The 26,308-nt window shown below is 75.1% G+C and carries 26 protein-coding genes; 9 read left to right on the forward strand and 17 right to left on the reverse strand.

Annotated elements, in window-relative coordinates; translation table 11 throughout:
- Positions 1 to 28: 28 nt before the first annotated feature.
- The 3 genes from ABD158_RS01145 to ABD158_RS01155 are packed head-to-tail and all read left to right on the forward strand — an operon-like array spanning position 29 to position 2,127.
- The gene (locus ABD158_RS01145; RefSeq protein ID WP_344002505.1) at positions 29 to 397 is read left to right on the forward strand and encodes a Crp/Fnr family transcriptional regulator; all 369 of its coding nucleotides are present in this window, start codon (positions 29 to 31) and stop codon (positions 395 to 397) included.
- Between the two features lie 13 nt (positions 398 to 410).
- Positions 411 to 1,484, forward strand: coding sequence for an adenylate/guanylate cyclase domain-containing protein (locus ABD158_RS01150; protein WP_344002508.1), 1,074 nt, complete (start codon positions 411 to 413; stop codon positions 1,482 to 1,484).
- Between the two features lie 25 nt (positions 1,485 to 1,509).
- Positions 1,510 to 2,127: a TerD family protein gene (locus ABD158_RS01155; protein WP_344002511.1), complete on the forward strand. Its 618-nt coding sequence runs from the start codon at positions 1,510 to 1,512 to the stop codon at positions 2,125 to 2,127.
- 232 nt (positions 2,128 to 2,359) lie between these two features.
- Here ABD158_RS01155 and ABD158_RS01160 read toward each other — a convergent pair whose 3' ends face one another.
- Positions 2,360 to 3,337 (reverse strand): DUF5926 family protein, encoded by a 978-nt coding sequence (locus ABD158_RS01160; protein ID WP_344002514.1) that lies wholly within the window; start codon positions 3,335 to 3,337, stop codon positions 2,360 to 2,362.
- A gap of 10 nt (positions 3,338 to 3,347) precedes the next feature.
- Entirely contained in the window at positions 3,348 to 4,127 is a 780-nt protein-coding gene (locus ABD158_RS01165; RefSeq protein WP_344002517.1) for a glycerophosphodiester phosphodiesterase, read from the reverse strand.
- 45 nt (positions 4,128 to 4,172) lie between these two features.
- Here ABD158_RS01165 and ABD158_RS01170 point away from each other — a divergent pair, with 45 nt between their 5' ends.
- Complete coding sequence (locus ABD158_RS01170; RefSeq protein ID WP_344002520.1) at positions 4,173 to 4,688, forward strand: DUF4385 domain-containing protein; 516 nt, start codon at positions 4,173 to 4,175, stop codon at positions 4,686 to 4,688.
- Positions 4,689 to 4,703: 15 nt separating this feature from the next.
- On the opposite strand, the gene ABD158_RS01175 is transcribed toward ABD158_RS01170, so the two are convergent.
- Both ABD158_RS01175 and ABD158_RS01180 read right to left on the reverse strand, forming a co-directional pair.
- On the reverse strand, positions 4,704 to 5,732 hold the full coding sequence (locus tag ABD158_RS01175; RefSeq protein ID WP_344002523.1) for a magnesium and cobalt transport protein CorA: 1,029 nt from the start codon (positions 5,730 to 5,732) through the stop codon (positions 4,704 to 4,706).
- 75 nt (positions 5,733 to 5,807) lie between these two features.
- Complete coding sequence (locus ABD158_RS01180) at positions 5,808 to 7,025, reverse strand: phospholipase D-like domain-containing protein (protein WP_344002526.1); 1,218 nt, start codon at positions 7,023 to 7,025, stop codon at positions 5,808 to 5,810.
- 154 nt (positions 7,026 to 7,179) lie between these two features.
- Between ABD158_RS01180 and ABD158_RS01185 the strand changes: the two genes are divergently transcribed.
- On the forward strand, positions 7,180 to 8,064 hold the full coding sequence (locus ABD158_RS01185; RefSeq protein WP_344002529.1) for an Fpg/Nei family DNA glycosylase: 885 nt from the start codon (positions 7,180 to 7,182) through the stop codon (positions 8,062 to 8,064).
- 30 nt (positions 8,065 to 8,094) lie between these two features.
- On the opposite strand, the gene ABD158_RS01190 is transcribed toward ABD158_RS01185, so the two are convergent.
- Positions 8,095 to 8,481 carry a MerR family transcriptional regulator gene (locus ABD158_RS01190; RefSeq protein ID WP_344002532.1) on the reverse strand — a complete coding sequence of 129 codons (387 nt, stop codon included), beginning with the start codon at positions 8,479 to 8,481 and terminating at the stop codon, positions 8,095 to 8,097.
- A gap of 64 nt (positions 8,482 to 8,545) precedes the next feature.
- On the opposite strand from ABD158_RS01190, the gene ABD158_RS01195 reads away from it, so the two are divergent.
- Positions 8,546 to 10,054, forward strand: a complete 1,509-nt coding sequence (locus ABD158_RS01195; protein WP_344002534.1) for a SulP family inorganic anion transporter — start codon at positions 8,546 to 8,548, stop codon at positions 10,052 to 10,054.
- Between the two features lie 464 nt (positions 10,055 to 10,518).
- On the opposite strand, the gene ABD158_RS01200 is transcribed toward ABD158_RS01195, so the two are convergent.
- Both ABD158_RS01200 and ABD158_RS01205 read right to left on the reverse strand, forming a co-directional pair.
- A complete protein-coding gene (locus tag ABD158_RS01200) occupies positions 10,519 to 11,157 on the reverse strand; it encodes a DUF305 domain-containing protein (RefSeq protein ID WP_344002536.1) in 639 nt (212 codons plus the stop codon).
- Positions 11,158 to 11,212: 55 nt separating this feature from the next.
- The gene (locus ABD158_RS01205; RefSeq protein WP_344002539.1) at positions 11,213 to 11,647 is read right to left on the reverse strand and encodes a hypothetical protein; all 435 of its coding nucleotides are present in this window, start codon (positions 11,645 to 11,647) and stop codon (positions 11,213 to 11,215) included.
- A gap of 115 nt (positions 11,648 to 11,762) precedes the next feature.
- Here ABD158_RS01205 and ABD158_RS01210 point away from each other — a divergent pair, with 115 nt between their 5' ends.
- Entirely contained in the window at positions 11,763 to 12,101 is a 339-nt protein-coding gene (locus ABD158_RS01210) for a rhodanese-like domain-containing protein (protein ID WP_344002542.1), read from the forward strand.
- The gene (locus ABD158_RS01215) at positions 12,098 to 12,982 is read left to right on the forward strand and encodes a TrmH family RNA methyltransferase (protein WP_344002546.1); all 885 of its coding nucleotides are present in this window, start codon (positions 12,098 to 12,100) and stop codon (positions 12,980 to 12,982) included. Before ABD158_RS01210 ends, ABD158_RS01215 begins: the two co-directional genes overlap by 4 nt.
- On the opposite strand, the gene ABD158_RS01220 is transcribed toward ABD158_RS01215, so the two are convergent.
- Together ABD158_RS01220 and aat are read right to left on the reverse strand one after the other, a co-directional pair.
- A complete protein-coding gene (locus tag ABD158_RS01220; protein WP_344002549.1) occupies positions 12,963 to 15,089 on the reverse strand; it encodes a sulfatase-like hydrolase/transferase in 2,127 nt (708 codons plus the stop codon). The genes ABD158_RS01215 and ABD158_RS01220 overlap by 20 nt on opposite strands.
- A gap of 48 nt (positions 15,090 to 15,137) precedes the next feature.
- Positions 15,138 to 15,869, reverse strand: a complete 732-nt coding sequence (gene aat, locus ABD158_RS01225) for a leucyl/phenylalanyl-tRNA--protein transferase (RefSeq protein ID WP_344002553.1) — start codon at positions 15,867 to 15,869, stop codon at positions 15,138 to 15,140.
- 68 nt (positions 15,870 to 15,937) lie between these two features.
- Here aat and ABD158_RS01230 point away from each other — a divergent pair, with 68 nt between their 5' ends.
- Entirely contained in the window at positions 15,938 to 16,618 is a 681-nt protein-coding gene (locus tag ABD158_RS01230) for an EcsC family protein (protein WP_344002556.1), read from the forward strand.
- On the opposite strand, the gene ABD158_RS01235 is transcribed toward ABD158_RS01230, so the two are convergent.
- The 8 genes from ABD158_RS01235 to ABD158_RS01270 all read right to left on the reverse strand — a co-directional run bounded on the left by ABD158_RS01235 (position 16,579) and on the right by ABD158_RS01270 (position 26,243).
- A complete protein-coding gene (locus ABD158_RS01235) occupies positions 16,579 to 17,775 on the reverse strand; it encodes a hypothetical protein (RefSeq protein WP_344002559.1) in 1,197 nt (398 codons plus the stop codon). The two genes, ABD158_RS01230 and ABD158_RS01235, sit on opposite strands and share 40 nt — an antisense overlap.
- Positions 17,772 to 18,968, reverse strand: a complete 1,197-nt coding sequence (locus ABD158_RS01240; protein WP_344002561.1) for a hypothetical protein — start codon at positions 18,966 to 18,968, stop codon at positions 17,772 to 17,774. Before ABD158_RS01240 ends, ABD158_RS01235 begins: the two co-directional genes overlap by 4 nt.
- Entirely contained in the window at positions 18,958 to 20,043 is a 1,086-nt protein-coding gene (locus ABD158_RS01245; RefSeq protein WP_344002564.1) for a hypothetical protein, read from the reverse strand. The genes ABD158_RS01240 and ABD158_RS01245 overlap by 11 nt, the downstream gene beginning before the upstream one ends.
- Before the next feature lie 121 nt (positions 20,044 to 20,164).
- The gene (locus ABD158_RS01250; protein WP_344002567.1) at positions 20,165 to 21,085 is read right to left on the reverse strand and encodes a hydroxymethylglutaryl-CoA lyase; all 921 of its coding nucleotides are present in this window, start codon (positions 21,083 to 21,085) and stop codon (positions 20,165 to 20,167) included.
- The gene (locus tag ABD158_RS01255) at positions 21,082 to 22,965 is read right to left on the reverse strand and encodes an acetyl/propionyl/methylcrotonyl-CoA carboxylase subunit alpha (protein WP_344002569.1); all 1,884 of its coding nucleotides are present in this window, start codon (positions 22,963 to 22,965) and stop codon (positions 21,082 to 21,084) included. The genes ABD158_RS01250 and ABD158_RS01255 overlap by 4 nt, the downstream gene beginning before the upstream one ends.
- A 10-nt stretch (positions 22,966 to 22,975) precedes the next feature.
- Positions 22,976 to 24,571 carry a carboxyl transferase domain-containing protein gene (locus tag ABD158_RS01260; RefSeq protein WP_344002572.1) on the reverse strand — a complete coding sequence of 532 codons (1,596 nt, stop codon included), beginning with the start codon at positions 24,569 to 24,571 and terminating at the stop codon, positions 22,976 to 22,978.
- Between the two features lie 9 nt (positions 24,572 to 24,580).
- Positions 24,581 to 25,528 (reverse strand): DUF389 domain-containing protein, encoded by a 948-nt coding sequence (locus ABD158_RS01265; protein WP_344002574.1) that lies wholly within the window; start codon positions 25,526 to 25,528, stop codon positions 24,581 to 24,583.
- A gap of 4 nt (positions 25,529 to 25,532) precedes the next feature.
- Positions 25,533 to 26,243, reverse strand: a complete 711-nt coding sequence (locus ABD158_RS01270) for a TetR/AcrR family transcriptional regulator (protein ID WP_344002576.1) — start codon at positions 26,241 to 26,243, stop codon at positions 25,533 to 25,535.
- Positions 26,244 to 26,308 lie beyond the last annotated feature (65 nt).

Below are 26,308 nucleotides of genomic sequence, written 5' to 3' on the forward strand. Positions count from 1 at the left end.
GGCGGTTACACCTTGCTAGCCTGGGGCCATGACCCGATCGATCTTCGACGAGCTCTCCTCCGGTGACGCCAAGGCCGTCACGGCTGCCGGCACGCGGGTGCGCGTGCCGCAGGGCTGGTCGCCGATCAGCGAGGGCACCGGGTCCGACAAGGCCTACATCGTGCTCGAGGGCGAGGCGTCCGTGCGCAAGCACGGCGAGGAGATCGCCGTCGTCGGGCCGGGCGCGGTCCTGGGCGAGATGTCGATCGTCAACCACACGCTGCGCACCGCGTCCGTGGTGAGCCTCACCGACCTGGTGCTGCTGCACTACACCCGCGAGAAGTTCCAGCAGCTCATCGAGGAGCGTCCCGGCTTCAAGGCCGCCCTCGACACCCTCGCCGCCGACCGCATCGGCTGAGCGGCGCGCTGTCGTGCCCGACGGGCTCGGGGACGTCGAGCGTCTCCTGCTGGGCTCCGAGCCCGGGCTGACGCGCCGCGAGGTCGCCGACCGCGCCGACGTGCCGGTCGAGGTCGCCGAGGAGCTGTGGCGGCGGCTGGGGTTCCCGGCCACCGCCGACGACGACGTCGCGTTCGTCGAGGCCGACGTCGAGGCGCTGCGCCTGGCCCGCGAGCTGACCGAGATGGGCGTGCTCGACCCCGACTCGCAGGCCGCGCTGGTCCGCACCTGGGGCCGCTCCTTCGCACGGCTCGCCGAGTGGCAGACCGCGCTGCTGGCGCGGGTCGCGACCGCCGGGTCCGACGGGGGCGTCCCCGCCTCGTCGGACGCCGACCCGATGGCCCGCTTGACCGCGCTCACCGACGAGGTCCTCCCCCGCGTCGAGACCCTCCAGAGCTACGTGTGGCGCCGCCACCTCGCCAGCGCCACCGCCCGCCGACTTGCGCAGGGCAGCCGCGACGGTGGCACGGCGACGCGGCTGGCGGTGGGGTTCGTCGACATCGTCGGCTACACCGCCACCAGCCGGAACCTCGACGAGTCCGCCCTCGTCGCGTGGGTGGAGGGGTTCGAGGACACCGCGACCACCGTCGTCGTCGACCACGGCGGACGGGTCATCAAGAACATCGGCGACGAGGTGCTCTACGTCGCCGACGACCCGGCCGCGGCCGCCGAGATCGCCCTCGCGCTCGTCGAGCGCGGCGCCGGCGACGACGACTTCCCCGGCGTGCGGGCCGGGGTGTCCTACGGCGAGGTCGTCGCCCGTCTCGGCGACGTCTTCGGCGAGACCGTCAACCTCGCGGCGCGCCTCACCTCCGCCGCCCGGCCGGGCACGGTCCTCGTCGAGTCCGGCGTCCACGACCTGCTGTGCGGCGACCACGACGAGGGCGGCGACCGCGACGGGGCCGACGTGGAGGCCGACGGCGCCGGTCACGCCGGGGGCCGTGACGACCCGCCGTACGACCTGCGCCGGGTGCGGCGGGCGTCGGTCAAGAACTACCCGGGCCTGCGGGTCTGGGCGCTGCGCCGCCCCGCCACCCGGCGGCGCTGAGGGGCGCGGGCACTAGCCTGCCCGCATGGTGCACCGGCTGCGACGCGGCGAGAACACGTCCCTGACCGCCCTGGCCCCCGACGCCTCCCGGGTGAGCGTCGGCGTCGGCTGGGAGCTCGACGTCGTCGCCGGCACCCTCGACGCCGACGTGTTCGCGGTGCTGCTCGGCGCCGACGGCCAGGTGCTCTCCGACGGCCACCTCGTCTTCTACAACAACGACGCCAGCCCCGAGGGCGCCGTCCGCCTGTCGGGGGAGATCGAGGGCGGCGAGCCGGGCAGCGACCGGCAGCGCCTCGTCGTCGACCTCGCCGGCGCGCCGCCCGAGGTGGAGCGGATCCTCGTCGCGCTGGCCGTGTACGGCGTGGGCGAGGCCGCCGAGGAGCCCCGCACGCTGCGCGACGTCCGCGACCTCTACCTGCGCGTGCTCGCCGACCCGGCCGAGGGCACCGTGGACGCGGGCACCGGTCCCGCCGACGGGACCGAGCTGGTCCGCTACGACATCGAGCTCGCGACGACCATCGAGAACGCGCTCGTGCTCGGCGAGGTCTACCGCCTGGGCGAGGAGTGGAAGGTCGTGGCGACCGCGCAGGGCTACGCCTCGGGCCTGCGCGGTGTGGCGACCGACTTCGGCGTCCACGTCTGAGACCGGAGCCGCGGCGCGGGAGCGGGGCTCGACCGGGCGGCGGGCGTGACGACGGGGAACTGGATGTCCGGCCGCTGCTGACGGGGGAGGCAACAGCGGCCGGACACGCAGAAAAGTAGTCGGTTCCTCAACGATCCGCCACATCCACGACATCAAGATTTGCTGTGCGATGAGTCACCGGGGTGCGCACCCCCGGTCCCGGGCGTGACGAGACGGGGTCGGGGAGCGGGGGTCAGCGGATGGTGACCTGGCGGTTGGCGAGGCCGTTGCGGGCGGAGCGCTGCTCGGAGGTCAGCGACGAGGTGTCGGCGAGCGCCTCGGTGAGGGCCGCGTCGAAGCGGGCGGCGGGCTCGACGAGGGCCTCGGGCCCGGTGCCGACCGCGAGGTCCCAGACCGGGACGAGCAGCCCGTGGGAGCGGAACATCCCGACCAGCCGGGAATCCTCGGTGAGCCGGTCCTCGCCGGCGGCGTGGAGGCGCGCGAGCGCGTCGAGGAGCCGGTCCTCGGGCTCGGGGCGCACCCAGCGCAGGTGCTCCTTGGTCGAGACGTCGCACCAGTACGCCGCGGTGACGCCCTCGAGCCGCACGGTCGGGATGGCGGCCTGGTCGGCCTGCTCGAGCGCGGCCGACATCGCCTCCGCCCCGCCCTCGACGTCGTCGACCCAGAAGGCGAACCCGTCGTGGACGGTGACGTCCAGGGGCTCGTCGACGACGAGGTCCTGCAGGCGCGGTCCGGCGCCCGGCGCGGTGGTGACGACGACCTGCTCGCCGGCCTCGGCGACCAGCGCCCGCTCCAGCACGGAGGCGAGGTCGCGGGAGGGGTCGCCGTACTGGTGCTGGACCTGCAGGCCCAGCCACACGGTGCCGTCCTCGCGCACCATCCCGGGCACGGCGCCGGGCAGCAGCGAGCAGAGGCGCACGGCGCGGCCGTGGGGGTTCTCGGCGGCCTCCGAGAGCGTCAGCGGCGCGGTCGCGGCCGGCACCAGCTCGCGCAGCGCGACGATGTCGCACTCGGCGGCGAGGCCCGCGAAGGGCCGCGCGACGTACGCCGTGGCGCCGCCGTCGGCGCCGCCGTGGCAGGCCTTGTAGCGCTTGCCCGACCCGCAGGGGCAGGGCTGGCGCGGACCCACCGCGCCTGCGGCGCCGTCCGCGCTCGTCGGGGTGGAGCCCTGCGGGGCCCGGGACTTCTGCGCGGGGGACTTCTTCGCCATGGCGCTCAAGTTAGCCGTCGAGCACGGACCTCACGTAGGCCGGGCGGTCGGTGATGAGGGCGGTGACGCCGTAGGACAGGCACAGCTCGACGTCCTCGGCGGTGTTGACGGTCCAGACGTGGATCTCCCGGCCCTCGGCGACGAGGCGCCGCGGCAGGCCCGGGTGGGCCCACAGGTCGTCGATGCCGGGGCCGATGATCCAGTCGTCGCCGACCATCGGCCGCAGCAGCGGCCAGTGGTGGGCCTTGTCGACGAGCATCACCACCGGCACCCGCGGGGCGAGGCGGCGCAGGCGCTGCACCGCGACGTAGGAGAAGCTCATCAGCCGCGCGGGCGAGTCCGCGCCGTCCCAGCCGAAGTCCCGCAGCAGCTCGACCACGCGCCGCTCGACCAGCCCGGCGTACCGGGTGGGGTGCTTGGTCTCGATCGCGAGCTGGACGGGGCGGTCGTAGTCGGCCGCGGTCTCCATCAGCTTGCGCAGCGTGAGGACCTTGCCGAGCTCGACGTCGACCTCGGGGGCCTCGTCGTCCAGGTCGGCCCACGGCCGGTGCCGGGCGGTGAGGTCGACGTCGTCGAGCTCGTCGAGGGTCATGGTCGAGATGACCGCGGCCCCCGTCGGGGTGCGACCGACGGTGCGGTCGTGGACGCAGACCAGGTGGCCGTCGGCGGTGAGGCGGACGTCGCACTCCAGCGCGTCGGCGCCGTCGTCCAGGGCCCGCAGGTAGCCGCCCAGGGTGTGCTCGACGGTGTGGTCCCCGGCGCCGCGGTGCGACACGACCTGCGGCCTCATGCGCCACCATCCTGCCCGATCGGGGCGTCGGGGTACCGGTGGGGCGTGCGCGAGTTCGACTACTCCCTGGACTACGACGGTCTCGACCTGCGCGAGCACCCCGAGCTGTACTCGGTGGGCCGCGGCGAGCAGGGGGTGCTGCGCGTCCAGCCCTACAAGTCCGAGCTGCTGCCGCTGTGGCGCTTCGCGACCGAGGACGACGCCCGGGAGTCCTCGGCGGCGATCACCGAGCGCTTCCACGCCTACCTCGAGGCGGGGGACTTCGTCGGCGCCGACATGGCGCGCAAGTTCCTGCAGATGGGCCACACCCGCGCGCGCCGCTACGCCAACCACCGCGGCGGGAAGAAGTACGACGGGCCGGTCCCCGACGACCGGAAGGGCGTCAGCGGGGCGCACGGGCGCGCCGAGAAGCCGCGCCTGGACGAGGCCGACCAGGACCCGGAGAAGGTGGCCGCGGCGGCCGTCTTCAAGGCCGCCTGGCGCGCCGCGGCCGACGACCCGACGTACCGGCGGATGAAGGTCGAGCACCGCCGCCGTCACGAGGACGCCGACCCGGCGTGAGCGCCGGGACCCGGTCTAGAGCCAGCCGCGCCGCTTGAACGCGGCGTACAGGCCGAGGCCCATCAGCAGCATCAGCCCGATCGCCATCGGGTAGCCGAGGCTCCACCCGAGCTCGGGCATCACCTCGAAGTTCATGCCGTAGACCGTGCCGACCAGCGTCGGGGCGAAGAGGATGGCCGCCCACGACGAGATCCGCTTGACCTCCTCGTTCTGCTGCAGGCTGGTGGCGGTCAGCTGCTGGGTCTCCTCGTTCTGGCGCTGACCGACGAGGGTCGCGTTGACCGTCAGGATGTTCTGCAGCAGCACCCGGAAGCCGTCCGCGCGCTCGACGACCGGGATCGCGTGGTCGTGGACGTCGCGCAGGTAGCGGCGCAGGTCGTCGTCGACGCCGTACTTCTCGAACCCCGCGGCGAGGTCGGTGAGCATCCGCAGCAGCGGGCGCGTGGCGCGCTGGAACTCGATGACCTCGCGGAACAGCTCGTAGATGCGACGCGAGACCGACGGGTCGCCGGCGAAGACCTGGTCCTCGATCTCGTCGATGTCGTTCTCCAGGCCCTCCACCACCGGCAGGTACTCGTCGACGACCTGGTCGAGGATCGCGTAGAGCACCGCCTCCGGCCCCAGCCGCAGGAGGTCGGGGCGGGACTCGAGGCGCCGGCGCACCTTCGCCAGGTCGGGCGACTCGGCGTGGCGGACGGTGACGACGAAGTCGGCGCCGGTGAACACGTGGAGCTCGCCGAACTCGACCCGCTCCTCGGCCTCCACGTAGCGGGCGGGCCGCAGCACCGTGAACAGCACGTCGCCGTACCGCTCGAGCTTGGCGCGCTGGTGGGCGGAGATCGTGTCCTCGACGGCGAGCTCGTGGAACGCGAACTCCGCGGCCACCGAGCGCACCTCGCCCGGGTCGGGCCGGTAGAGCCCGATCCAGCCCATGGCCCGCTCGGAGTCCGCGTGGTCGCGCAGCAGCTCGTAGGTCGCCTCCAGCGTCGGCGGCTCGGCCCGGCGGTGCCCGTCGACGTAGACGGCGTTGTCCAGCACGGCCACGGTCCGTCCACCTCGCTCGCTCGCCCCCGGCTCCCCCGCCGTCGCGGAGCGTACGCCGGGGGCGCCGGACCGGGCTCAGTAGGCGCCGACCATCCGCCGGAAGAAGGCGACGTAGCGGTCGTGGATGCGCCGGCCGCCGATGCGCTGGATGTTCTCGGCGCTCAGCAGGTCGACGAAGTTGTCCGAGCCGGTCCAGGTCCGGTACTCGGTGCGTCCGCCGAGCGTGAACCGCAGGGTCATGAACTTCGTGTGGGTGTAGTTGCAGGTCTTCTCGACGTGGCCGGCCTTGCAGCCGTCGTCGTACACCTTCTGCACGGAGATCCCGGCGCCGCGCAGCTCGGACACGATGCCCTCGTTGACCGCCGGGCCCACCGCGATCCGGAAGCGCACCCCGGCCCGCTTCTGCCGGATGATCGCGTCGCGCAGCCAGATCCCCCGGTCGGTGCGCGGCCAGTTGTACATGGCGATGCGGACGAGGTTGCCGCGGTCGAGGCCGTCGATCCGGGCGAGGACCGGGTCGGCGGCGGCCGTGTTGCTGTTGGTCGGCAGGAACTGCGCGCGAGCGGGACCGTCGGTGTACTCGCGGTACGGGGTCGCGGTGGCGCCGTCGGCGAGGATCTGCTCGAAGACGGTGACGTACCAGCGGTGGATCGTGGGCCGCCGGACGTACTGGAACGTGTCGTTCCACTGGTCCCTGTAGGCCTCCTGCGTCATGTTGGCCGACCCGACGAGGACGACGTTGCTCACCCCACCGGTGCGGGTGATGGTGAGCGACTTCTGGTGCATGACGCCGGAGTCCGTGCGTCCGGACTTCGTCACGCACCGGAACTTCGAGCGGTCGCCCGAGGTCCGGCCGAGCTGGCGCCGCAGCGCGTTGGCCGGACCGGTGTCGCAGCGCCCGCGGTCGACGGCGACGCGGACGTGCACCCCACGCTGGTCGGCGTCGATGAGCGCCTGCGCCAGGGTCGGGTCGTCGAGGTTGGTGGTCGCGACCCGGATCGTCTGACCGCCGGGGGTCTGCCCGATCCGGCACTCCATGACGTCCTGGACGTCGTTGTCGCCGTCGAGGCGCGGGTCGTTGAAGTAGACCTGGTCGGCGGGCCGGAACCGGCTGCAGTCGGCCGCCTCGGCGGACGGCCCGGCGACGACCCCGGTGAGGACCCCGGCGGGGAGCCCGGCCTCGGCGGTCACGACGGTCGCGCCGGAGGTCACGGCGCCGCCGAGCAGCACGAGGACGGCCGCGCCGACGAGGCGGCGGGTCCGACGGACGGGTGAGGGATCGACAGTGGTCACGTGGGCCTCCCGAGGTGGACTCGTCCGCGGCCTCCGACCGGGAGCCGCGGACAGGACGAGTCGCCGACGCTAGGTGCGCCTCGGGGTCCGTGGGGTGCAGGTGCAGCAACCTGCAACGGCCCCCGTCGTACGGCGCGGTGAATAGGATGTCGGCGTGCCCGAGCTGCCCGAGGTGGAGGCGCTGGCCCTCGACCTGAGGGGCCGGCTGCGCGACCGCGCGATCACGAAGGTGCACCTGGCCGCGTTCAGCGCGCTGAAGACCTACGACCCGCCGATCAGCGCGCTCGACGGCACGCTGGTCGACGACGTGACGCGGCACGGCAAGTTCCTCGACATCTCCGCCTCCGGCCTGCACCTGGTCATGCACCTCGCGCGGGCCGGGTGGGTGCGCTGGCGCGACGAGGTGCCGACGCTGCCGCCCAAGCCCAGCACCAAGTCCCCGATGGCGGCGCGGATCGTGCTCGACACCCCCGACGGCCAGGAGGCGCCCTCCGGGCTCGACGTCACGGAGGCCGGCACCCGCAAGTCCCTCGCGATCTACGTCGTCAAGGACCCCCGCGAGGTCGAGGGCATCGCGCGGCTCGGCCCCGACCCGCTGGACCCGGCGTTCACGATCGACGTCCTGCGGCGCATCCTCGCCGACGCCGGTCGCGCGCAGGTCAAGGGCGTGCTGCGCCACCAGGGCACCATCGCGGGGATCGGCAACGCCTACTCCGACGAGCTGCTCCACGCCGCGCGCATGTCGCCGTTCAAGCCGGCGAGCTCGCTGAGCGAGACCGAGGTCGAGACCCTGTACGCCGCCATCGGCGACGTGCTCGGGGCCGCCCTCGCCCGCGCCTCCGGCAAGCCCGCCGCCGACCTCAAGGGCGAGAAGAAGGCCAACCTCGCCGTGCACGGACGCACCGGCGAGACCTGCCCGGTGTGCGGCGACACCGTGCGCGAGGTGTCGTTCGCGGACTCGAGCCTGCAGTACTGCGCGACCTGCCAGACCGGCGGCAGGCCCCTGGCCGACCGGCGCATGTCGCGGCTGCTGAAGTAGCCCGCACCGACCCGGCGGACGGCGGGGGCGTCAGCGGGTCTGCTCGCCGAGGAGCAGGAGGAACTCGTCGGCCATCTCGAGCTGGCGCTCCAGGCGCGTGCGACGGTCCACCGCCTCGGCGGCCACCTGGCGCAGCCGGGCCCGCGCGTCGTCGCGGGCGGCGGCGTCCGCCTCGTCGCCCCAGAGCAGGTCCAGGTCGTCCATGACGGCCCTCATGGCCTCGAGGCTGAAGCCGAGCGGCTTCATGCGCCGGATGACGAGGATCTTCTCGACGTCGTCCTCGGTGTAGAGCCGGAAGCCGCCGTCGGTGCGCCCGGAGGGGTGGAGGAGGCCCACCTCCTCCCAGTGGCGCAGGCTGCGCAGCGAGAGCTCGGTGCGCGCGGCCACCTCGCCGATGTGCATCGCGGACGGGGTCACCCGCCCATCCTCACACCGACCACGATTCCGACTCTACCCTTACGTAAGGGTAGAGTCGCCGCTCGTGCCCGTCTCCCCCACCACTCCCGTCCCGGCCTCGCCCACCGTCCTGCAGGCGCTGCGGTCCCCCCGGCTGCTGCGCACCGAGGTCCTCGCCGGCCTCGTCGTCGCGCTGGCGCTGATCCCCGAGGCCATCTCGTTCTCGATCATCGCCGGGGTCGATCCCCGCGTCGGTCTCTTCGCGTCGTTCACGATGGCGGTCTCGATCGCCTTCCTCGGCGGGCGGCCGGCGATGATCTCGGCCGCCACCGGCGCGATCGCGCTCGTGATCGCGCCCGTGATGCGCGACCACGGCCTCGACTACCTGCTGGCCACCGTGGTCCTCGGCGGGCTGCTCCAGGTCGTGCTCGGCCTGGTCGGCTTCGCGCGGCTGATGCGGTTCATCCCCCGCTCGGTGATGGTCGGCTTCGTCAACGCCCTCGCGATCCTCATCTTCCTCGCGCAGGTGCCCTACCTCGTGGACGTGCCCTGGCTCGTCTACCCGATGGTCGCCGTCGGCATCGCGGTCATCGTCGGCCTGCCACGGATCACCGCCGCCGTCCCGGCGCCGCTCGTCGCGATCGTGGCGCTCACCGGCTTCACGGTGCTCGGCGCGATCAGCGTCCCCGACGTCGGCGACGAGGGCGAGCTGCCCGACTCGCTGCCGGCCCTGCTCGTGCCGGACGTGCCGCTCACCCTCGAGACGCTGCAGATCGTCGCGCCGTATGCGCTGGCGATGGCGCTCGTCGGCCTGCTCGAGTCGCTGATGACCGCCAAGCTCGTCGACGACATCACCGACACCGGCTCCGACAAGACCCGCGAGTCGTGGGGGCAGGGCGCGGCCAACGTGATCACCGGCTTCTTCGGCGGGATGGGCGGCTGCGCGATGATCGGCCAGACGATGATCAACGTGAAGGCCTCCGGGGCCCGCACCCGGATCTCGACCTTCCTGGCCGGCCTCTTCCTGCTGGTACTCGTCGTCGGCCTCGGCGACGTCGTCGCGATCATCCCCATGGCCGCGCTCGTGGCGGTGATGATCATGGTCTCCGTCGGCACCTTCGACTGGCACTCGATCCGACCCGCCACCCTGCGCCGCATGCCGAAGTCGGAGACCACCGTGATGGTCGCGACCGTGGCCGTCACGGTCGCCACCCACAACCTCGCGATCGGGGTCGTGGTCGGCGTGCTCGTGGCGATGACGCTCTTCGCCCGCCGGGTCGCCCACCTGACCGCCGTGCGCCGGGAGCTCACCGTCGACCCCGACGGCGCCGAGCGGGCCGTCTACCGCGTGAGCGGCGAGCTGTTCTTCGCCTCGTCCAACGAGCTCTACACGCAGTTCGACTACGCCGGCGACCCCTCCCGCGTGACCGTCGACCTGGCCGACTCCCACGTCTGGGACGCCTCCACGGTCGCCTCCCTCGACGCCATCACCACGAAGTACGCCCGCCGCGGCACCCACGTCGACATCACCGGCCTCAACCCCGCCAGCGCCGAGCGCCACGAGCGCCTCACCGGCCGCCTCGCCGGGCACTGAGCCCCCGTCGTACGGCGGGGTGGCTGGGTGGGTGCGGGGTGGGTGCGGGGTGGGGTGGGTGCGGGGTGGGTGTGGGGATAGTCCCTGACGTTCCGACCACCGATCCGTCCGGATCACGGCCCGAACGTCAGGGACTATCCCCGCCGCGACCGGACCGCACCACCACGCGGGTAGTCCCTGACGTTCCGACCACGGATCCGTCCGGATCACGGCCTCAACGTCAGGGACTACCCCGCCGCGACCAGACGGCACCACCACGCGGGTAGTCCCCGACGTTCCGACCACGGATCCGTCCAGATCACGGCCTCAACGTCAGGGACTACCCCGCCGCGACCGGACCGCACCACCACGCGGGTAGTCCCTGACGTTCCGACCACGGATCCGTCCAGATCACGGCCCGAACGTCAGGGACTATCCCCGCCGGGCTGCCCGTCCGGTTCACGGCCCGAACGTCAGGGACTACCTCAGCCCAAGCGCTCCAGCTCGGCGATCTCGGCGGTCTGGGCGTCGACGATGTCCTCGGCGAGGTCGACGGCCGGTCGGTAGCGGCCCTCCTCGGTCTCGGTGGTCGCCATGTCGATGGCGCCCTCGTGGTGGCCGATCATCGCCTCGACCCACAAGCCGGCGAACTCGTCGTCGGAGGCGTCCTCGAGGGTCGCGAGCTGGGACGAGGACAGCATCCCGGGCATGCCGGTCATGGTGTCGCCCTCGGCCTCGAGGTCGGCCATCACGTCGGAGGGGCGGTCGCCGCCGTGGCCGGCGTTGGAGTGGTCGCGGAGGGTCTCGGGGACCTCCTCGTCCCACGAGGTCAGCCAGCCGGCCATCGTCTGGACCTCGGGCGACTGCTCCGCGCGGATGTCGTCCGCGATGGCGGTCAGCGCGGGGTCGAGGTCGCGGCCGGCCGTGAGGTCGACGAGCGTGAGGGCCTGGGCGTGGTGGGGGATCATCTCGGTCGCGAAGGCGACGTCGGCGTCGTTGTGCTCGGTGTCGGACAGCTCAGGCGCGGCCGGGGCGGACTCCTCGGCACCGCAGGCGGTGGCGAGGCCCGCGACGAGGGCGGTCAGGGCGAGCGGGGTGCTCAGGGCAGGCAGCAGCGTGCGCATGGGTGGTGGACCTTCCGTGGGTGCGTGCAGGGGTGGGTTCCGGAGCGCGGAACCCTCAGCACCTGACGACGGAGTGCTCCCACACCGGCGGTGGTCGCGTCGGCAGCACGACCCGGCGTACGACGGGGCGCGGCGCGCGCCGCCCGGGCGGCGCGAGCCGCCACGTCCCGACCGGGCGGCGGGCCAGCGGCCCGAGCAGGGCGACGAGCGCCCCCAGCACGAGCAGGAACAGGCAGGCCGTCGCGACCCCGTCGGCCGGGGCACCGAGCGGGTCGTCGGCCGGCGCCGCGGAGGTCCCGTCCGCCCCGGACGCGAGCCCCGCCGAGTGGCCCGCCGAGTGGCCCGCCGAGTGGCCCGCCGCCTGCCCGGCCGTCGTGGCGACGTCGCCGTGGCCGGCGTGGGCGGTGCCGTGGAGGCCGAGGGTGTGCATCCCCAGCACGCCCGCCGCCACCAGGGCGACGAGCAGCGCGAGGGCGACCCGGCGGCTCATGCCGACCAGCCTACGAGCCGGGCGGGACCCGGCCGTCCTCCCGCACACCCGCTCCCGCACACCCGCTGCCGCACACCCCCGCGGGGGTCGCCGGCGGGGGCGTCATGATGGGTCCATGCAGCCGCCCGTGCCGACCGTCGCCATCGACGGCGTCCCCGACCCGCTTCCCGACGACCTGACGGTCCTCGACGTCCGCGAGGACGACGAGTGGGTCGCCGGCCACGTCGACGGCGCCGTCCACGTGCCCCTCTCCGAGCTGGCCGGGCGCCTGGGCGACGTCCCGGAGGGCCGCACCCTCGTGGTCTGCAAGGTCGGCGGCCGGTCGGCGCGCGCCGTCGCGTGGCTCTCCGCGCAGGGCTACGACGTGGTCAACCTCGACGGCGGCATGCTCGACTGGGAGGCCGCCGGGCGGCCGATGGTCAGCGAGACCGGGGCGCCGGCGCAGGTCGTGTGAGCGACCTCGGCCCGGCCCGCGGCGGGGTGGCGGTCCACGCCCGCGACGCCCGCTTCCAGCAGTGGCAGGCGCTGCTCGGCAACCGCCGCAAGCGCCACCGCGCGGGCGCCATGCTCGTCCACGGCGTCCGGCCGATCTCGCTCGCCGTCGAGCACGGGTGGGAGGTCCGCGAGCTGCTCGTGGCGCTCGACCACGCGCCGTCGCGATGGGCCCGGGCGCTCGTCGACGACACCGCCACCGGCGGTGACACCGGCACCGGGAGCGGCCGGGTGCCCGTCCACGCCCTCGCGCCCGAGCTGCTGGCCGAGCTCGGGGAGAAGGACGAGGAGGTGCCCGAGGTCCTCGCCGTGGTCGCGCTGCCCGTCGACGACCTGGAGCGCCTCGGCGCTCCCGACGACCTCCTGGTCGTCGTCCTCGACCGCCCCACCAGCCCCGGCAACCTGGGCTCGGTGGTCCGCTCCGCCGACGCCCTGGGCGCCCACGGGGTCGTGGTCACGGGTCACGCCGCCGACCCCTACGACCCTCGCGCGGTGCGGGCCACCACCGGCTCGCTGTTCGCGCTGCCGGTGGTGAGGGCCCCGGAGCCGGTCACCGTCCTCGCCTGGGTCGAGGGCCTGCGCGAGCGCGGTGTCGCCGTGCGGACGGTGGCGACCGACGAGTCCGGCTCCGACCCCGTCGACGCCGTCGACCTCACCGGCCCGACGGTGCTGCTGGTCGGCAACGAGACCCGCGGGCTGTCCGCGGCCTGGCGCGACGCCGCGGACGTGACCGTCCGGATCCCGATGCGTGGCGCCGCCAGCTCCCTCAACCTCGCCGCGGCCACGACCGCGGTCCTCTACGAGGCGGCGCGGCAGCGCCGGGTCACAGCGTCCGGGCCGTGAGCCGCTCGACCACGACCTCGCCGTCGCCGGTCCGGGCGCCGACGGCGTAGCGCAGCCCCGCCCGCACCCCGGGGTCGCCGAGGTCGAGCGCGGGGCCGACGTCGGCGCGGAACAGCAGCTCCCAGCCCTCGCCCTGCTCGACGTACGCCGCGGCCTGGTGCCCGCGCAGCCGCAGCGCGAGCCGCGACCCGGGGCGGGAGAGGTCCACCGTGCCGTCCATCCCGCGCAGCGGCTCGGCGCCGACGTCGCGGAGCTCGCCGTCGAGGCGGACCTCCCAGGCCACGCCGCGCCGGTCGTGGCGGTAGCGGAGCAGGACCGACGTGCCGCCGTTCCGGGCGAGACCGAGCAGCAGGTTGCGGCCGCGCGCTCCACCGCGCAGCGGGGCCGGGGTCGCGACGATCCCGACGTCGTCGGAGCCGGGCGCGACGTCGGTGACGACCAGCACCTCGCGGCCCTCGCCACCCCCGAGCACCAGCCTCGCCCCGTCGGACCCGCCGCCGGAGCCACCGCCGGAGCCACCGTCGAGCCGGGCGTCCGCCACGGGGTCGCCGACGACGACGGCGCGGGGCGCGAGGTCCGCGTCGGGCCCCAGCAGCCGCCGACCGCCGGGGCCGTCCGGCGGCGGGCCCGGGAAGAGGTCGAGCTCGTCGAGGTGGGCGCGCAGCAGCCCGCGCAGGCGGGTGACCGAGGCGGGTCGCCGGGCCGCGAGGTCGTCGGTCTCCCCCGGGTCGGCGGCGAGGTCGTACAGCTCGACGGACTCGTCGCGCAGCCACATCAGCAGCTTCTCGTCGCCCGCCCGCACCGCGGCGTACGGCCGGATCGCGCCGAAGTGGTGCGGGAAGACCCAGTACGTCGCGTCGCGCTGCTCCTGCTCGCCGCGACCGGTGAGCGTGGGCAGCAGGCTCACCCCGTCGGTGGCGGGGCGCCGGCCCGCCGGCACCCCGGCCAGGTCGGCGGCGGTCGGCAGGAGGTCGACGGTGCTCACCGGCAGGTCGGAGACGCGCCCGCCGTCGACGACCCCGGGACCCCAGACGACCAGCGGCACCCGGATGCCGCCCTCGTACAGCTCGCCCTTGCCGCCGCGCAGCGGCAGGTTGCGCTCGCTGTTGGAGCCGCCGTTGTCGGAGGTGATCATCACGACCGTGTCGTCGGCGAGGCCCTGGCACTCCAGCGCGCGGCGCAGCCGGCCCACCTGGTCGTCGACGCTCTCGAGCATCGCGGCGAGCACGACGCGGTCCTCGTCGACCGCCGCGCCGCCCGCCGCGGCGACCTCGTCCGCCTTGGCGGCGTACTTCTCCCGCAGCGCGGGCTTCGCGACCCGCTCGGTGTGCACGGCGTAGTTGGAGACGTGGACGAAGAAGGGCTCGGCGCGGTGCCGGGCGAGGTAGGCCTCGACCTCGTCGGCGACGCGGTCGGTGAGGTACTCCCCGGGCTCGCGGGCGGGCTCGTCGGGCATGAAGGCGTAGGGGTGGACGTAGTCGCTGGAGCCGATGTAGCGCTGCTCGGTGACCACGACGTCGTCGAAGCCGTGCGCGAAGGGGTTGCCGGGTCGCTCGCGGTAGGGGCCGCTGAAGACCTCCGTGAGGTGCCACTTGCCCACCAGCCCGCAGGAGTAGCCGCGGACGCCGAGCACGTCGGGCACCGTCGGCAGGTCGGGCGAGAGGAACGCCTCGCTGAGCGCGGCCTCGGGTCGCAGGTAGTCGGTGATGCCCGTGCGCCCGGGGTAGAGGCCGGTCACCAGCGCGGCGCGGCTCGGCGAGCAGACCGAGGCGGCGGCGTCGGCCTGGGTGAACCGCACGCCCTCCGCCGCCATCCGGTCGATCTCGGGGGTCTCGTTGAAGTCGCTGCCGTAGCAGCCGAGCTCCTGCCAGCCGAGGTCGTCGACGGAGACCACCACGACGTTGACGCGACCGCGGCGGGGGCGGGCGGGGGTGCCGGACGCCTCGTCGCAGGCCGGCGGGGCGCCGAGGGTGCGGCCGGACGCGCCGTCGGTGGGTCCGTCGGGGTCGCGGGTGCAGCCGGTGGCGCCGAGCACGGCCGCGGCGGCGAGGCCGCGGACCACGGCACGGCGACCGAGGGGGCGCCGGGGGCGCGCGGGGTCGGGCACCGGGCACCTCCTCGTCGTACGGCGTCCTGCGGGCCCGGTCAGCGTAGGTCAGCGGTCGGGTGGACCCGCGAACGCCGGCGGCAGGGGCGCGTCCAGCGCCTCGGCGAGCCGTCGCTGGTAGACGGTCCGGGGCAGCTCGACCACCCCGAGGCTCCCGAGGTGGGGGGTGTGCCACTGCACGTCGACCAGCCGCCGGGGGTCGCCGTCGGCGCGCAGCAGGTCGACCAGCCCGACGAGCGCGACCTTCGAGGCGTCGGGGGCGTGGTGGTACATCGACTCGCCGGCGAACAGCCCCCCGATCGCCACGCCGTACAGGCCGCCGACGAGCTTGCCGTCGCGCCAGGCCTCCACGCTGTGGGCCCAGCCCATCTCGTGCAGCCGCGTGTACGCCGCGACCATCGACTCGTCGATCCAGTGCCCGGGTCGCGAGGGGTCGGCGCAGGCCGCGAGCACCGCGTCGAACGCCGTGTCGACGCGCACCTCGGTCTCGCGCACCGAGCGGCGCAGGGAGCGGGAGACGACCAGACCGTCGAGGGGCAGCACGCCCCGGCGCGCGGGCATCCACCACGACGGCGGCGAGCCCGGCCCGCCGGACGGCATGGGGAACAGGCCGTGGCGGTAGGCCGCCAGCAGGGTGCCGGGGTGCAGGTCGGCGCCGGTCGCGACCCCGTCGTCCTCGCCCTGGGCGAGGCTGCCGGGCTCACCGTCCCCGCGCCGCTCCAGCGTGGTGCGGGCGAGGCTGGCCATGTCCCACAGGGAGGGCGGAGGGTCGACGGGCACGCCCCGACCCTAGGCACCCCCATCGACGGCCGGGCCGGGGATCAGGCCGAGATCCGTAGGATCACGGCATGGGCATCAGGCAGAACGTCGGGCGCAGGTTGGCGCCGAAGGTCACGAACCTCTCCCCCAAGCTCACCGCCTCGCTGGTGCGCGAGGCGATGACGCGGGCGATCGACGGCGTGGGCCCGCTGCCCGGCGCCGCCGCCGCCGCGGACAAGCAGCTCGCGTCCGCCGACGGCGACCAGGCGAAGGCAGTGAAGGAGATCATCGAGTCGCACGTGCGCCTCGCCGGCGCGCAGGGCTTCGCCACCAACATCGGCGGCCTCGCCGCGATGGCGGTGGGTGCGCCCGCCAACATCATCGGCCTCGCGCTGCTGCAGTGCCGGATGATCGCCGCGATCGCCCACCTGCGCGGCTACGACCTCGCCGACACGCGCACCCGCAACGCCATCCTGGTGACCCTCCTCGGCGAGGAGGACGTGAAGCGGATGGTCCAGCGCGGCCAGATCCCCGCGCCGCCGATGGCCCTGGCCACGGCGCCGGCGGACGACCCCGAGCTCGGCGTCTCCCTGTCCAACTCGGTGGCCCAGGAGATGATCGGGCGCGTCATCGGCAAGCGCCTCGCGAGCACCGTGAGCCGGCGGGTGCCGGTCGTCGGCGGCGTGGTCGGCGCCAGCGCCGACGGCTACGGCACCTGGCGGCTGGGCCGCTACGCCGACCGCGAGCTCCTCTCGCGCCACCAGCGGTAGCCCCGGACGAACCGGCGGCCGGCGGCGGAGCCCTCGAGGCGCCGCCGCCACCGCGTCGAGGTCGCGGACTCCGCGACCCCGCGGGCGTCGTCGCGCTCCCCGATGAGCGCGTCGCGCTCGCGGGTCAGCTCGACGTGCTCGACCAGCAGCGCCCGCAGCGCGTCCACGGCCGCGGCCGCCACCTGCTTCTCCTTGGGCCGGTCCGGGTCGACGTACGGCGGGGGGTCGCTCTGGGCCCAGCGCAGGTCGTCGAGGTCCCCGACGACGTGGTAGCCGCGGCGCTCGATCTCGTCGGCCCAGGTCGCGGACAGGTCGACGGCCCACTCCCGGACGTCCTCGGGCAGGCCCAGGCGCGGGGAGTCGGTGCGCTGCGACAGGGTGCGGTGGGCCAGCAGCTCCCGCACCAGCGGGCGGTAGTCGCCCGGGTCGACGACGTGGTTGACCGACCGGTTCAGGCGGCGCAGCAGCGCGCTCTCGGGCACGCCGAGGGAGGGGTTGGCCCGCTCGGGGGCGATGTCGAGGTCGCGTCCGTCGAGGCCGAACGCCGCGGAGAACCGGCTCCACAGCAGGTCGCGCGGGGCCCCCGGCGGCGGCACGGTGACGACGTGGACGCGCTCGGGCGGCAGCGTGGCGCCCCAGCGGTCGAGGATGTCGGGCACCTCCTGGACCGCCCAGAACCACGCCGGGATGCGCCCGCGCCGCGACGGGTCCTGGATCTTGCGCAGGAAGCGGGCGTAGGGCAGCGTCGCGCGGTGCTTGAGGTTCTCCTGCCACTCCGCGGGGACCTGCCGGGCGAGGTCGCGCACGGACACGACGAGGTGGACCTCGGTGCCGTCGCCGTGGCCGAGCGAGGCGAGGGCGCGCCCGACCTGCGGCGCGGAGGCCGCGGCGAGGATCTCGTGGGAGACGATGCTCGTGCCGGGGGCCTCGCGGACCTCGGCGGCCAGGCGGTCCCAGGCCCCGACGGCCTGGGCCTCGAGCCCGCCCCACGGCATCCGCATCAGGTCGAGGGCGGCGAGGAAGTGACCGTCGAAGCGGTCCGTCGGGTAGGTGAGCCCGTCGGCGGCCAGGGCGTGGCGGTTGCGGAACAGGACGTCCTGCAGGTGCGAGGTGCCGGTCTTGGGCGTGCCCACGTGCAGCAGCACGGTCCTGCTCACGCGCTCACCTCGCTCGGGTCCGGTCGGTCGGGGTCGCCCAGCACGAGGAGCGCCAGCCGGAGCACGGCGTCGTCCTGCGGCGCCGGCACTCCGTGGGCGGGGGGGTCCTCGAGGAGGCCGGTCGGGCCGTGGACACGGTAGCCACCCGCGGCGAGGTCGCGCGCGAGGGCCCGCCCGCGACGCGCCAGCCAGTCGTGGTGACGGCCGGGGACGCGCAGCGGCTCGCCGCCCGCGTCCAGCCGGACCGCCCGGGGCGCCAGGACCTCGGCGGTCAGCCGGGCCCGGCGGCCGCGCTCGACCTCGGTGGCCAGCGCGGTGGAGACCCGTCGTACGAGCTCGGTGGCGGCGGCGGACGGCGGCGGCGGGGCGGTGACGGGCGCGGGGGTCGCGAGCAGACCGGTGAGCGCGCCGACGTCGAGGACCACCTCGACGGCGCCGACGTGCTCGCGGGCGCCCCAGCGGGCGGCGACGGCGGCGAGGTCGGCGCGGGGCGGGCAGGAGTCCCGCTCGACCCAGGTGGTCAACCACTCGGGCCAGGTCGGGGCGGTGCCCTCCGCGGCGCGGGCGGCCCACGCGTCGACGACGAGCCGGCCGGTGTCGGCGCCGACGACGTAGTGCACGGCGCCGCGACCGCCCGGCGTCCGGCCCAGCTCCTGCAGCCGGCGCCGCACCGGGTCGACGCGTGCGCGGGGGCCGACGAGGCGGAAGGGGTGGCGGCGCGGCAGCCGGGCGCGGGCCTCGTCCTCGAGCCGCCGGCGCAGGGTGGGGACGGGTCGCTCGGGGAGGTCCGCGGTCGCGAGCCGGTCGGCGAGCGCGCCGACGGCCACGCGCAGGAGCTCGTCGGCGGGCAGGGCCTCGGGGTCGACCGCGCGGGCGCCGTACCCGCGGTTGGGCAGGCCCGCGAGTCGCAGGTCGAGGGCGCCCCGGCCGGGCGGCGCCGTGGCGAGCACCGTGCGCGCGAGCGCGGGGTCGGGGGCGCCGAGCCCGTTGAGGCGGCGCAGCACCTCGAGGTGCTGGGCGCCGGGCAGGGGGCCGTCCCACCCGGGGACGTCGGTGCTCGCGGGGCCGGTGCTCGCGGGGCCGGTGCTCGCGGGGTCGGCCCGGCCCGTCCAGGCCGTCCAGGGGGTGGTGCCGCCGGCGAGCAGGTGGGCGACCCAGCCGCGGGCCCTCGCCAGGTCGTCGTCAGCGCCCACGGAGCCTCTTCGCGCCGGTGCGGACCTTGCCGGAGAGCTGCAGCTCGGGCGGGGTGCGGGTCGCGGCCTCGTGGGTCATCGCCTCGAGCGCGTCGAGGGCCGCGCCGAGCAGCGGCTTCGCGGTCACCCGGTCAGGGTCGAACCACCGCTGGTCCGCGGGCGGGCGCCGCGGGCGGAGGTCCTCGAGGTCGCCCACGACGTGGACGCCGCTGCCGACCAGCCAGTCGATCCACAGCTGGGCCTGCTCCTCGGCCCACGGGAAGCGGTCGGGCGCCAGCCGCACGGGGGCCGAGGAGCGGCGGGCCAGGTTCTCCTGCGCCAGCAGCTCGCGGATCAGCCGGTCGTACGTCGCGCCGCGGCGCTCGCGGCGCGGCACCCGTCGGTTGAGCCGCCGGACGAGCTGGGTCTCGGCGACGCCCAGGGAACGGTTGTCCTGGTCGCTGTCGACCGGCGCCCAGGCCGGGTCGAGGTCGAGGGCCTCGCAGTAGCGCAGCCACAGGGTCTCGTCGCGCTGGTGCGGCACGGTGACCACGTGGACACGCTCCGGCGGCAGGTGCGCCCCCCAGCGCGACAGCACGCGGGGCAGGTCGAGGGCCCGGAAGAACCAGGGCGTGCCCTTCTCGACCCGGTTGAGGAAGGTGTGGAAGGTCCACCGGTCGCCCTGCTTGATGCTCTCCTGCCACGCGGCCGGCAGCTGGCGGCCGAGGTCGCGCACCGAGTAGACGATGTGAACCTCGCGACCCTGCAGGTCGGCCATGGCGCGCTCGATGGCGACCGCCGGGGCGGGCGCGAGGATCTCGTGGCTGAGGATCGAGGACCCCGAGGCCCGGCGCAGGCGGCGGACCATCGCGTCCCAGGCGCCGGCGGCGTGGCCGGGCTCGCCGCCCCAGTCCTCCCCCAGCAGGTCCAGCGCGGCGCGGAAGTGGAAGCGCTGGGTGTCGGTGAGCCGGTTGCGGCTCGGGAAGTGCACGCCGTGGCGCGACAAGCTCGCGGCGTTGAGGGTGAGGCGGTCCTGCAGGTACGTCGTGCCCGTCTTCGGGGCGCCGACGTGGAGGTAGACCCGGCGACGACTCACGCCCCGATCATGCCAGCGGCGCGGTGGGCGCCCGCGGGGCGCCGGGGGTCCCTGCGCACGCGGGCCGACTCGACGCCGGATCCCTGCGCACCCGGGCCGACTCGACGCCGGATCCGTGCGCTCAGCCGGTGAGGGCGCGGACGACGGCGCTCGGGCTCGGGCGGCCGCGGGCGTCGGCGAGCCAGGCGCTGGCGGCGACGACGGCGTCGAGGTCGACGCCCGTGTCGATCCCCAGGCCGCGGCAGAACCACAGCAGGTCCTCGGTGGCCAGGTTGCCGGTGGCGGACTCGGCGTAGGGGCAGCCACCGAGGCCGCCCGCGCTCGCGTCGTACGTCGTGACGCCGGCCAGCAGCCCGGCCAGCACGTTGGCGAGCGCCTGGCCGTAGGTGTCGTGGAAGTGCAGGGCGAGCCGGTCGACGGGCGTGCCGGCCGCGACGAACCGGCGCACGAGGTCGCCGACCTGACCCGCGGTCCCGACCCCGATGGTGTCGCCGAGGCTGAGCTGCGTGGCGCCCATCGCGAGGAGCCGCTGACCGGTCTCGACGACGCGGTCGGGGTCGACGTCGCCCTCCCAGGGGTCGCCGAAGCACATCGAGACGTAGGCGCGCACGTCGGCACCCGCCGCGAGCGCACGCTCGACCACGGGGGCGAACATCGCGAACTGCTGGTCCCAGGAGCGGTTGAGGTTGCGCTGCGCGAAGGTCTCGGTCGCGGAGCCGAAGACCGCGACGTGGCGACAGCCGCGCTCGAGCGCGCGGTCGAGGCCGCGCTCGTTGGGCACCAGCACCGGCAGGTCCCGGGCGGCGTCGCCGAGGTCGCCGGCGAGCGTGTCCAGCAGCTCGCCGGCGTCGGCGAGCTGCGGCACCCAGCGCGGGTGGACGAAGCTCGTGGCCTCCACCACGGGCAGGCCCGCGGCGAGGAGCCGGCGGACGAGCTCGGCCTTGACGGCGGTCGGGACCGGCTCCGCCTCGTTCTGCAGCCCGTCGCGGGGGCCGACCTCGTAGACCGTGATCGCGGACGGCAGGCCCGCCATCGGCGTCATCCGGCGCTCACCACGAACAGCTCGTGGCCCATCGCGACCTGTGCGCCGGCGACCGCGCCGACCGCCGTGACCGTCCCGTCGTACGGCGCGGTGAGGGCGAGCTCCATCTTCATGGCCTCCATCGTGCCGAGCACCTGGCCCTCGGTCACCGTGTCGCCCTCGGCGACCCGGACGTCGACGACGGTGCCGGGCATCGGCGCGGTCAGGGTGCCGTCCGCGGCGGCGACGTCCTCGGTGAAGGGGTCGTGGCTGGTGACCACGAAGCGCTGGCCGCGGTGGACGACCTCGACGCCGGCGCCCGTGCGGCGGACGAAGGCGCTGTCGTCGGCGCCCTCGTCGGTCATCCGCGAGACCTGCTGCAGGCCGTCGGCGTCGGCGCGGCCGACCGTCGTCCAGCCGCCGCGTCCCGTCAGGACCACCGCGTCCTCGACGAGCGGGCCCGGCGGGCCGCCGAGGCGGAACCGGTCCGGCTGCCACGGACCGCGCGGCTCGTCGTCGAGCCGCCGGGCGAGGCTGGTCGCGGCGAACTCGCGGGCCGCCTCGTCGCTCGGCGGCTCCAGGGTGGTGCGGTCCAGCCAGGCGGTGTCGATGGTGGCGTCGCGGAACTCCTCGGTCGCGACCAGCGCGCGCAGGAAGCCGGCGTTGGTGGTCAGCCCGAGCACGACGGTCTCGTCGAGGGCGCCGACCAGGCGACGCCGGGCCTCCTCCCGGGTGTCGCCGCGGGCCACGACCTTGCCGAGCATCGGGTCGTACGCCGTGCTGACGACCTGCCCGGACCGCAGGGCGTGGTCGACCCGGACGTCGTCGTCCTCCTCGTCGTCGGGCCAGCGGACCAGCGTCGCGGTGCCGGCCTGGGGCAGGAAGCCGGCCCAGGAGTCCTCGGCGTAGACCCGCGCCTCGATGGCGTGGCCGGTCAGGGTGATGTCGTCCTGGGTCACCGGCAGCGGCTCGCCGAGCGCGACGCGCAGCTGCAGGTCGACGAGGTCGAGGCCGGTGACCATCTCGGTGACGGGGTGCTCCACCTGCAGGCGGGTGTTCATCTCGAGGAAGAAGAACTCGCCCGTGTCGGCGTCGAGGAGGAACTCGACGGTGCCGGCGCCGACGTAGCCGACCTCGCGGGCCAGGCGGGCGCCGGCCTCGGTGAGCTCCGCGCGCTGCGCGGGGGTGAGCGTCGGCGCGGGCGCCTCCTCGAGCACCTTCTGGTGGCGCCGCTGGGTGGAGCAGTCGCGCTCGAAGCAGTGGACGACGGTGCCGTGGGTGTCGCCGACGACCTGGACCTCGACGTGGCGGCCGCGCTCGACGTAGCGCTCCACGAGCATCGTGTCGTCGCCGAAGCCCGCCTGCGCCTCGCGCCGCGCGGCGGCCAGCGCCTCGTCGTACTCGCCGACCGCGCGGACCACCCGCATCCCCTTGCCGCCACCGCCGGCCGCGGCCTTGACCAGCACCGGGAAGGTCATCGAGGCCGGGTCCCCCGCGTCGTACGACGGGACGACCGGCACCCCGGCGCGCTCGGCGATCGCACGGGCGTGGTCCTTGCGGCCCATGGCGTCCATGACCTCGGCGCCAGGGCCCACCAGCGTGACACCGGCGGCGTCGAGGGCCCGGGCGAACGCGGCCCGCTCGGAGAGGAAGCCGTAGCCGGGGTGCACCAGGTCGGCCCCGGTCTCGACGGCGGCGCGGACGACGTCGTCGACGTCGAGGTAGCTCGTCACCCGCACCGCGACGTCGGCGGCGCCGAGGCCCCGCACGTGGGGCGCGGCGGCGTCGAGGTCGGTGTGGATCGCGACGGTCCGCATGCCCGCGGCACGGGCGGAGCGGACCACCCGCAGCGCGATCTCGCCGCGGTTGGCGACCAGGAGGGTCGTGGGGTCGCTGGTCATGACTCGGTCCTCACATCCGGAAGACGCCGAAGCCGGCGCCGTCGGTGGGTCGCGGCTCGGGGCTGGTGCGGGCGGCGAGGCGCAGAGCCATCCCGACCACGCGGCGGGTGTCGACGGGGTCGATCACGCCGTCGTCCCACAGGCGCGCCGTGGAGTAGTACGGCGAGCCCTGCGTCTCGTACTGCGCGCGGATCGGGTCCTTGAACGCCTCCTCGTCCTCCGCCGACCACTCCTCGCCGCGGGCCTCCAGGCCGTCGCGGCGCACGGTCGCGAGCACGGAGGCGGCCTGCTCGCCGCCCATGACGGAGATCCGGGCGTTGGGCCACATCCACAGGAAGCGGGGGTCGTAGGCCCGTCCGCACATGCCGTAGTTGCCGGCGCCGTAGGAGCCGCCGACGACGACGGTGAGCTTGGGGACCGTGCAGCTCGCGACGGCGGTCACGAGCTTCGCGCCGTCGCGGGCGATGCCGCCGTTCTCGTACTCCCGGCCGACCATGAAGCCCGTAATGTTCTGCAGGAACAGCAGCGGCACGCCGCGCTGCTCGCAGAGCTGGACGAAGTGGGCCCCCTTCTGCGCCGAGGCGGAGAACAGGATCCCGTTGTTGGCGACGATCCCGACCTCGTGGCCCCAGATCCGGGCGAAGCCGCAGACCAGCGTCTCGCCGTACAGCTGCTTGAACTCGTGGAAGCGGCTGCCGTCGACGAGGCGGCGGACCACCTCGCGCACGTCGTACGGCGTGCGCGCGTCGACCGGCACCACGTCGTAGAGCGACTCCGCGGGCTCGAGCGGCTCCTCGACGGGTGCGGTCTCGGGCTCGGGCACGGCGGGCAGGGTCTCCACGATCGAGCGCAGGATCCGCAGCGCGTGGGCGTCGTCGACGGCGAGGTGGTCGACCACGCCGGAGGTGCGGGCGTGGACGTCGCCGCCCCCGAGGTCCTCCGCGGTGACGACCTCGCCGGTCGCGGCCTTCACCAGCGGCGGGCCGCCGAGGAAGATCGTGCCCTGCTCCCGCACGATGACGGACTCGTCGCTCATCGCCGGCACGTAGGCGCCGCCCGCGGTGCAGGAGCCCATGACGGCGGCGAGCTGCGGGATGCCGCGGGCCGACATCCGGGCCTGGTGGAAGAAGATCCGGCCGAAGTGGTCGCGGTCCGGGAACACCTCGTCCTGCCGCGGCAGGAACGCGCCGCCGGAGTCGACGAGGTAGAGGCACGGCAGGCCGTGCTCGGCGGCGATCGTCTGCGCGCGCAGGTGCTTCTTGACCGTCATCGGGTAGTAGGTGCCGCCCTTGACGGTCGCGTCGTTGGCCACGACCACGCACTCGCGGCCGGCGACCCGGCCGATGCCGGTCACGATGCCCGCGGAGGGGACGCTGTCCACGCCGTCCTCGGCGCCGTACATGCCGGTCGCGGCGAGCGGGCTCAGCTCGAGGAACGGGCTGCCGGGGTCGAGCAGGCGGTCGACGCGGTCGCGGGCCAGCAGCTTGCCGCGGCCGACGTGGCGGGCGCGGGACGCCTCGCCGCCCCCGAGCCGGACGGCGGCCAGCCGGGCGCGCAGGTCGTCGGTCAGGTCGCGCAGGGTGGGCGGGGAGGTGGGCGTGCTCACACCCTGAGGTTAGCGATCGTTAACCTCGGGCGTCCACCGGCGACGCCCGGGCCGCCAGATGGCGCTCTGCACGAGCAGCGTGAGGGTGCCGGCGAGCACGATGCCCCCGACGTTGATCGCGAGCTGCAGCACCGACGACCAGGCCTCGCCCCAGGCGCCGACGGCGAGCGTGAGCCCGAGGGTCCCGATCGCCGGGACCGTGGTGACCGAGATGAAGACGCCGACCAGGGTCGAGGACTTCGCCGCGGTCAGCGAGAGCACGCCGGCGACCCCGGCGAGCACGGCGACCACGAACGACCAGACGTCGGGGGCGACGATGAACTCGGTCAGCTCGCCCGTCGTCGCCGCCCGCTCCTCGACCACGCCGAGGAGGTCCGCGACCTGCCACAGGGCGTACGACGCCAGCGCCGCCAGGCCCGCGCTCGTCGCGAGGGTGAACGTCGCGGGGCCGATCAGGCCCCAGGAGCGCCGCGCCAGCGCGAAGCAGACGCAGGCCAGGGGCGCGAACTCCGGTCCGACGACCATGGCGCCGACGATGAGGATCGGCTGGTCGAGGTAGCGCCCGACGCTCGCGATGAGGGTCGCGAGCACCATGAACGCCAGGAACGACCACGACCAGCGCGCGTCGACGGCGGCCCGCTCCTCGACGGCGTCCCAGATGACGGCGTCGACCGGCTCCCCCGGGGCGAGGTCCTCGGCGCGGTCGGCGGCGTCGGACAGCAGGGTCTCGGCCTCGTCGACCCGCAGCGACCCGTGGGCCTCGACGCCGAGGTCGCGCAGGTCGCCGAGCACCGCGTTGGCGTTCTCGCGGGCGAGGTCGAACGTCAGCAGGTCGCCGTCGCCGTCGACCACGACGCCGCGCAGGACCACGAGGTGGACGACCGTCGGGTCGTCGCGGAGCCGGGTGAGGACCGCCTCCGCGAGGTCGTGCGGGGCGGTGAGTCGGACGTGCAGCACGCGGTCATCCTGGCCCGGCCCCGTCCGGACGCGGCCGAGGCGCGCGCGGCTCGGCCGACGGCGCGGGGCTCGCGGGGCCCGCGGTGGTCGCGCCGTACGAGCGGTCGATGGTGTCGAGGACGACGTCGAGCATCGCCGTGCGTGCGGCCCCGTCGAGCTGGCGCAGCGGTCCCTCCGAGTGCAGCACCGCGAAGCCGTGCACGGCCGACCAGCAGGTGATCTCGGCCCCGGCGCGCGCGGCGGGCGCGAGGAAGCCGACCGCGACGAGGTCGTCGAGGAGGGCGTTGAGCACGGTGAAGGGGTCGTCGGCGTCGGCCCGGGCCGGCAGCTCCTCGACGCTCGGCGCCTGCGGGTAGGCGGCGAAGACGACGCGGAACAGCCCGGGCTCGGCGAGCGCGAAGTCGACGTAGCCGCGACCGCACTCGGACAGGCGCGACCGCGCCGGCCGGGTCGGGTCGTCGGCGTCCTCCGGCGGCACCCGGGCGATCCGGCGGTGCATCGCGGACGTGAGCTCGGCGAGCCCGACGGCGGCGACCTCCGCGACCAGCGCGTCGCGGTCGCTGAAGTGGCGGTACGCCGCGTTGTGCGAGACCCCGACCCGACGTGCCAGGTCCCGCACCGCTAGGCCCTCGGGCCCGCTCTCGCGGGCCACCGCGACGGCCGCCTCGACGAGCGCCGCCCGCAGGTTGCCGTGGTGGTACGTCGCGGTCGTCACGCGTCGCAGCCTAGCCGCCCCGGGCTGTGGTGTTGACACCGTCCACATCCACCGGCATCCTCGAT

It is taken from the genome of Nocardioides lentus, assembly GCF_039529515.1.
Taxonomy (GTDB): domain Bacteria; phylum Actinomycetota; class Actinomycetes; order Propionibacteriales; family Nocardioidaceae; genus Nocardioides; species Nocardioides lentus.

What these genes read in the sequence shown, in the direction of transcription:
- ABD158_RS01210 (WP_344002542.1), top strand. Translation starts at nt 11,763, where the DNA reads ATGCAGCCGCCCGTGCCGACCGTCGCCATCGACGGCGTCCCCGACCCG.
- ABD158_RS01255 (WP_344002569.1), bottom strand. Translation starts at nt 22,965, where the DNA reads ATGACCAGCGACCCCACGACCCTCCTGGTCGCCAACCGCGGCGAGATC.
- ABD158_RS01145 (WP_344002505.1), top strand. Translation starts at nt 29, where the DNA reads ATGACCCGATCGATCTTCGACGAGCTCTCCTCCGGTGACGCCAAGGCC.
- ABD158_RS01160 (WP_344002514.1), bottom strand. Translation starts at nt 3,337, where the DNA reads ATGGCGAAGAAGTCCCCCGCGCAGAAGTCCCGGGCCCCGCAGGGCTCC.
- ABD158_RS01205 (WP_344002539.1), bottom strand. Translation starts at nt 11,647, where the DNA reads ATGAGCCGCCGGGTCGCCCTCGCGCTGCTCGTCGCCCTGGTGGCGGCG.
- ABD158_RS01250 (WP_344002567.1), bottom strand. Translation starts at nt 21,085, where the DNA reads ATGACGCCGATGGCGGGCCTGCCGTCCGCGATCACGGTCTACGAGGTC.
- ABD158_RS01230 (WP_344002556.1), top strand. Translation starts at nt 15,938, where the DNA reads ATGGGCATCAGGCAGAACGTCGGGCGCAGGTTGGCGCCGAAGGTCACG.
- ABD158_RS01165 (WP_344002517.1), bottom strand. Translation starts at nt 4,127, where the DNA reads ATGAGGCCGCAGGTCGTGTCGCACCGCGGCGCCGGGGACCACACCGTC.
- ABD158_RS01155 (WP_344002511.1), top strand. Translation starts at nt 1,510, where the DNA reads ATGGTGCACCGGCTGCGACGCGGCGAGAACACGTCCCTGACCGCCCTG.
- ABD158_RS01200 (WP_344002536.1), bottom strand. Translation starts at nt 11,157, where the DNA reads ATGCGCACGCTGCTGCCTGCCCTGAGCACCCCGCTCGCCCTGACCGCC.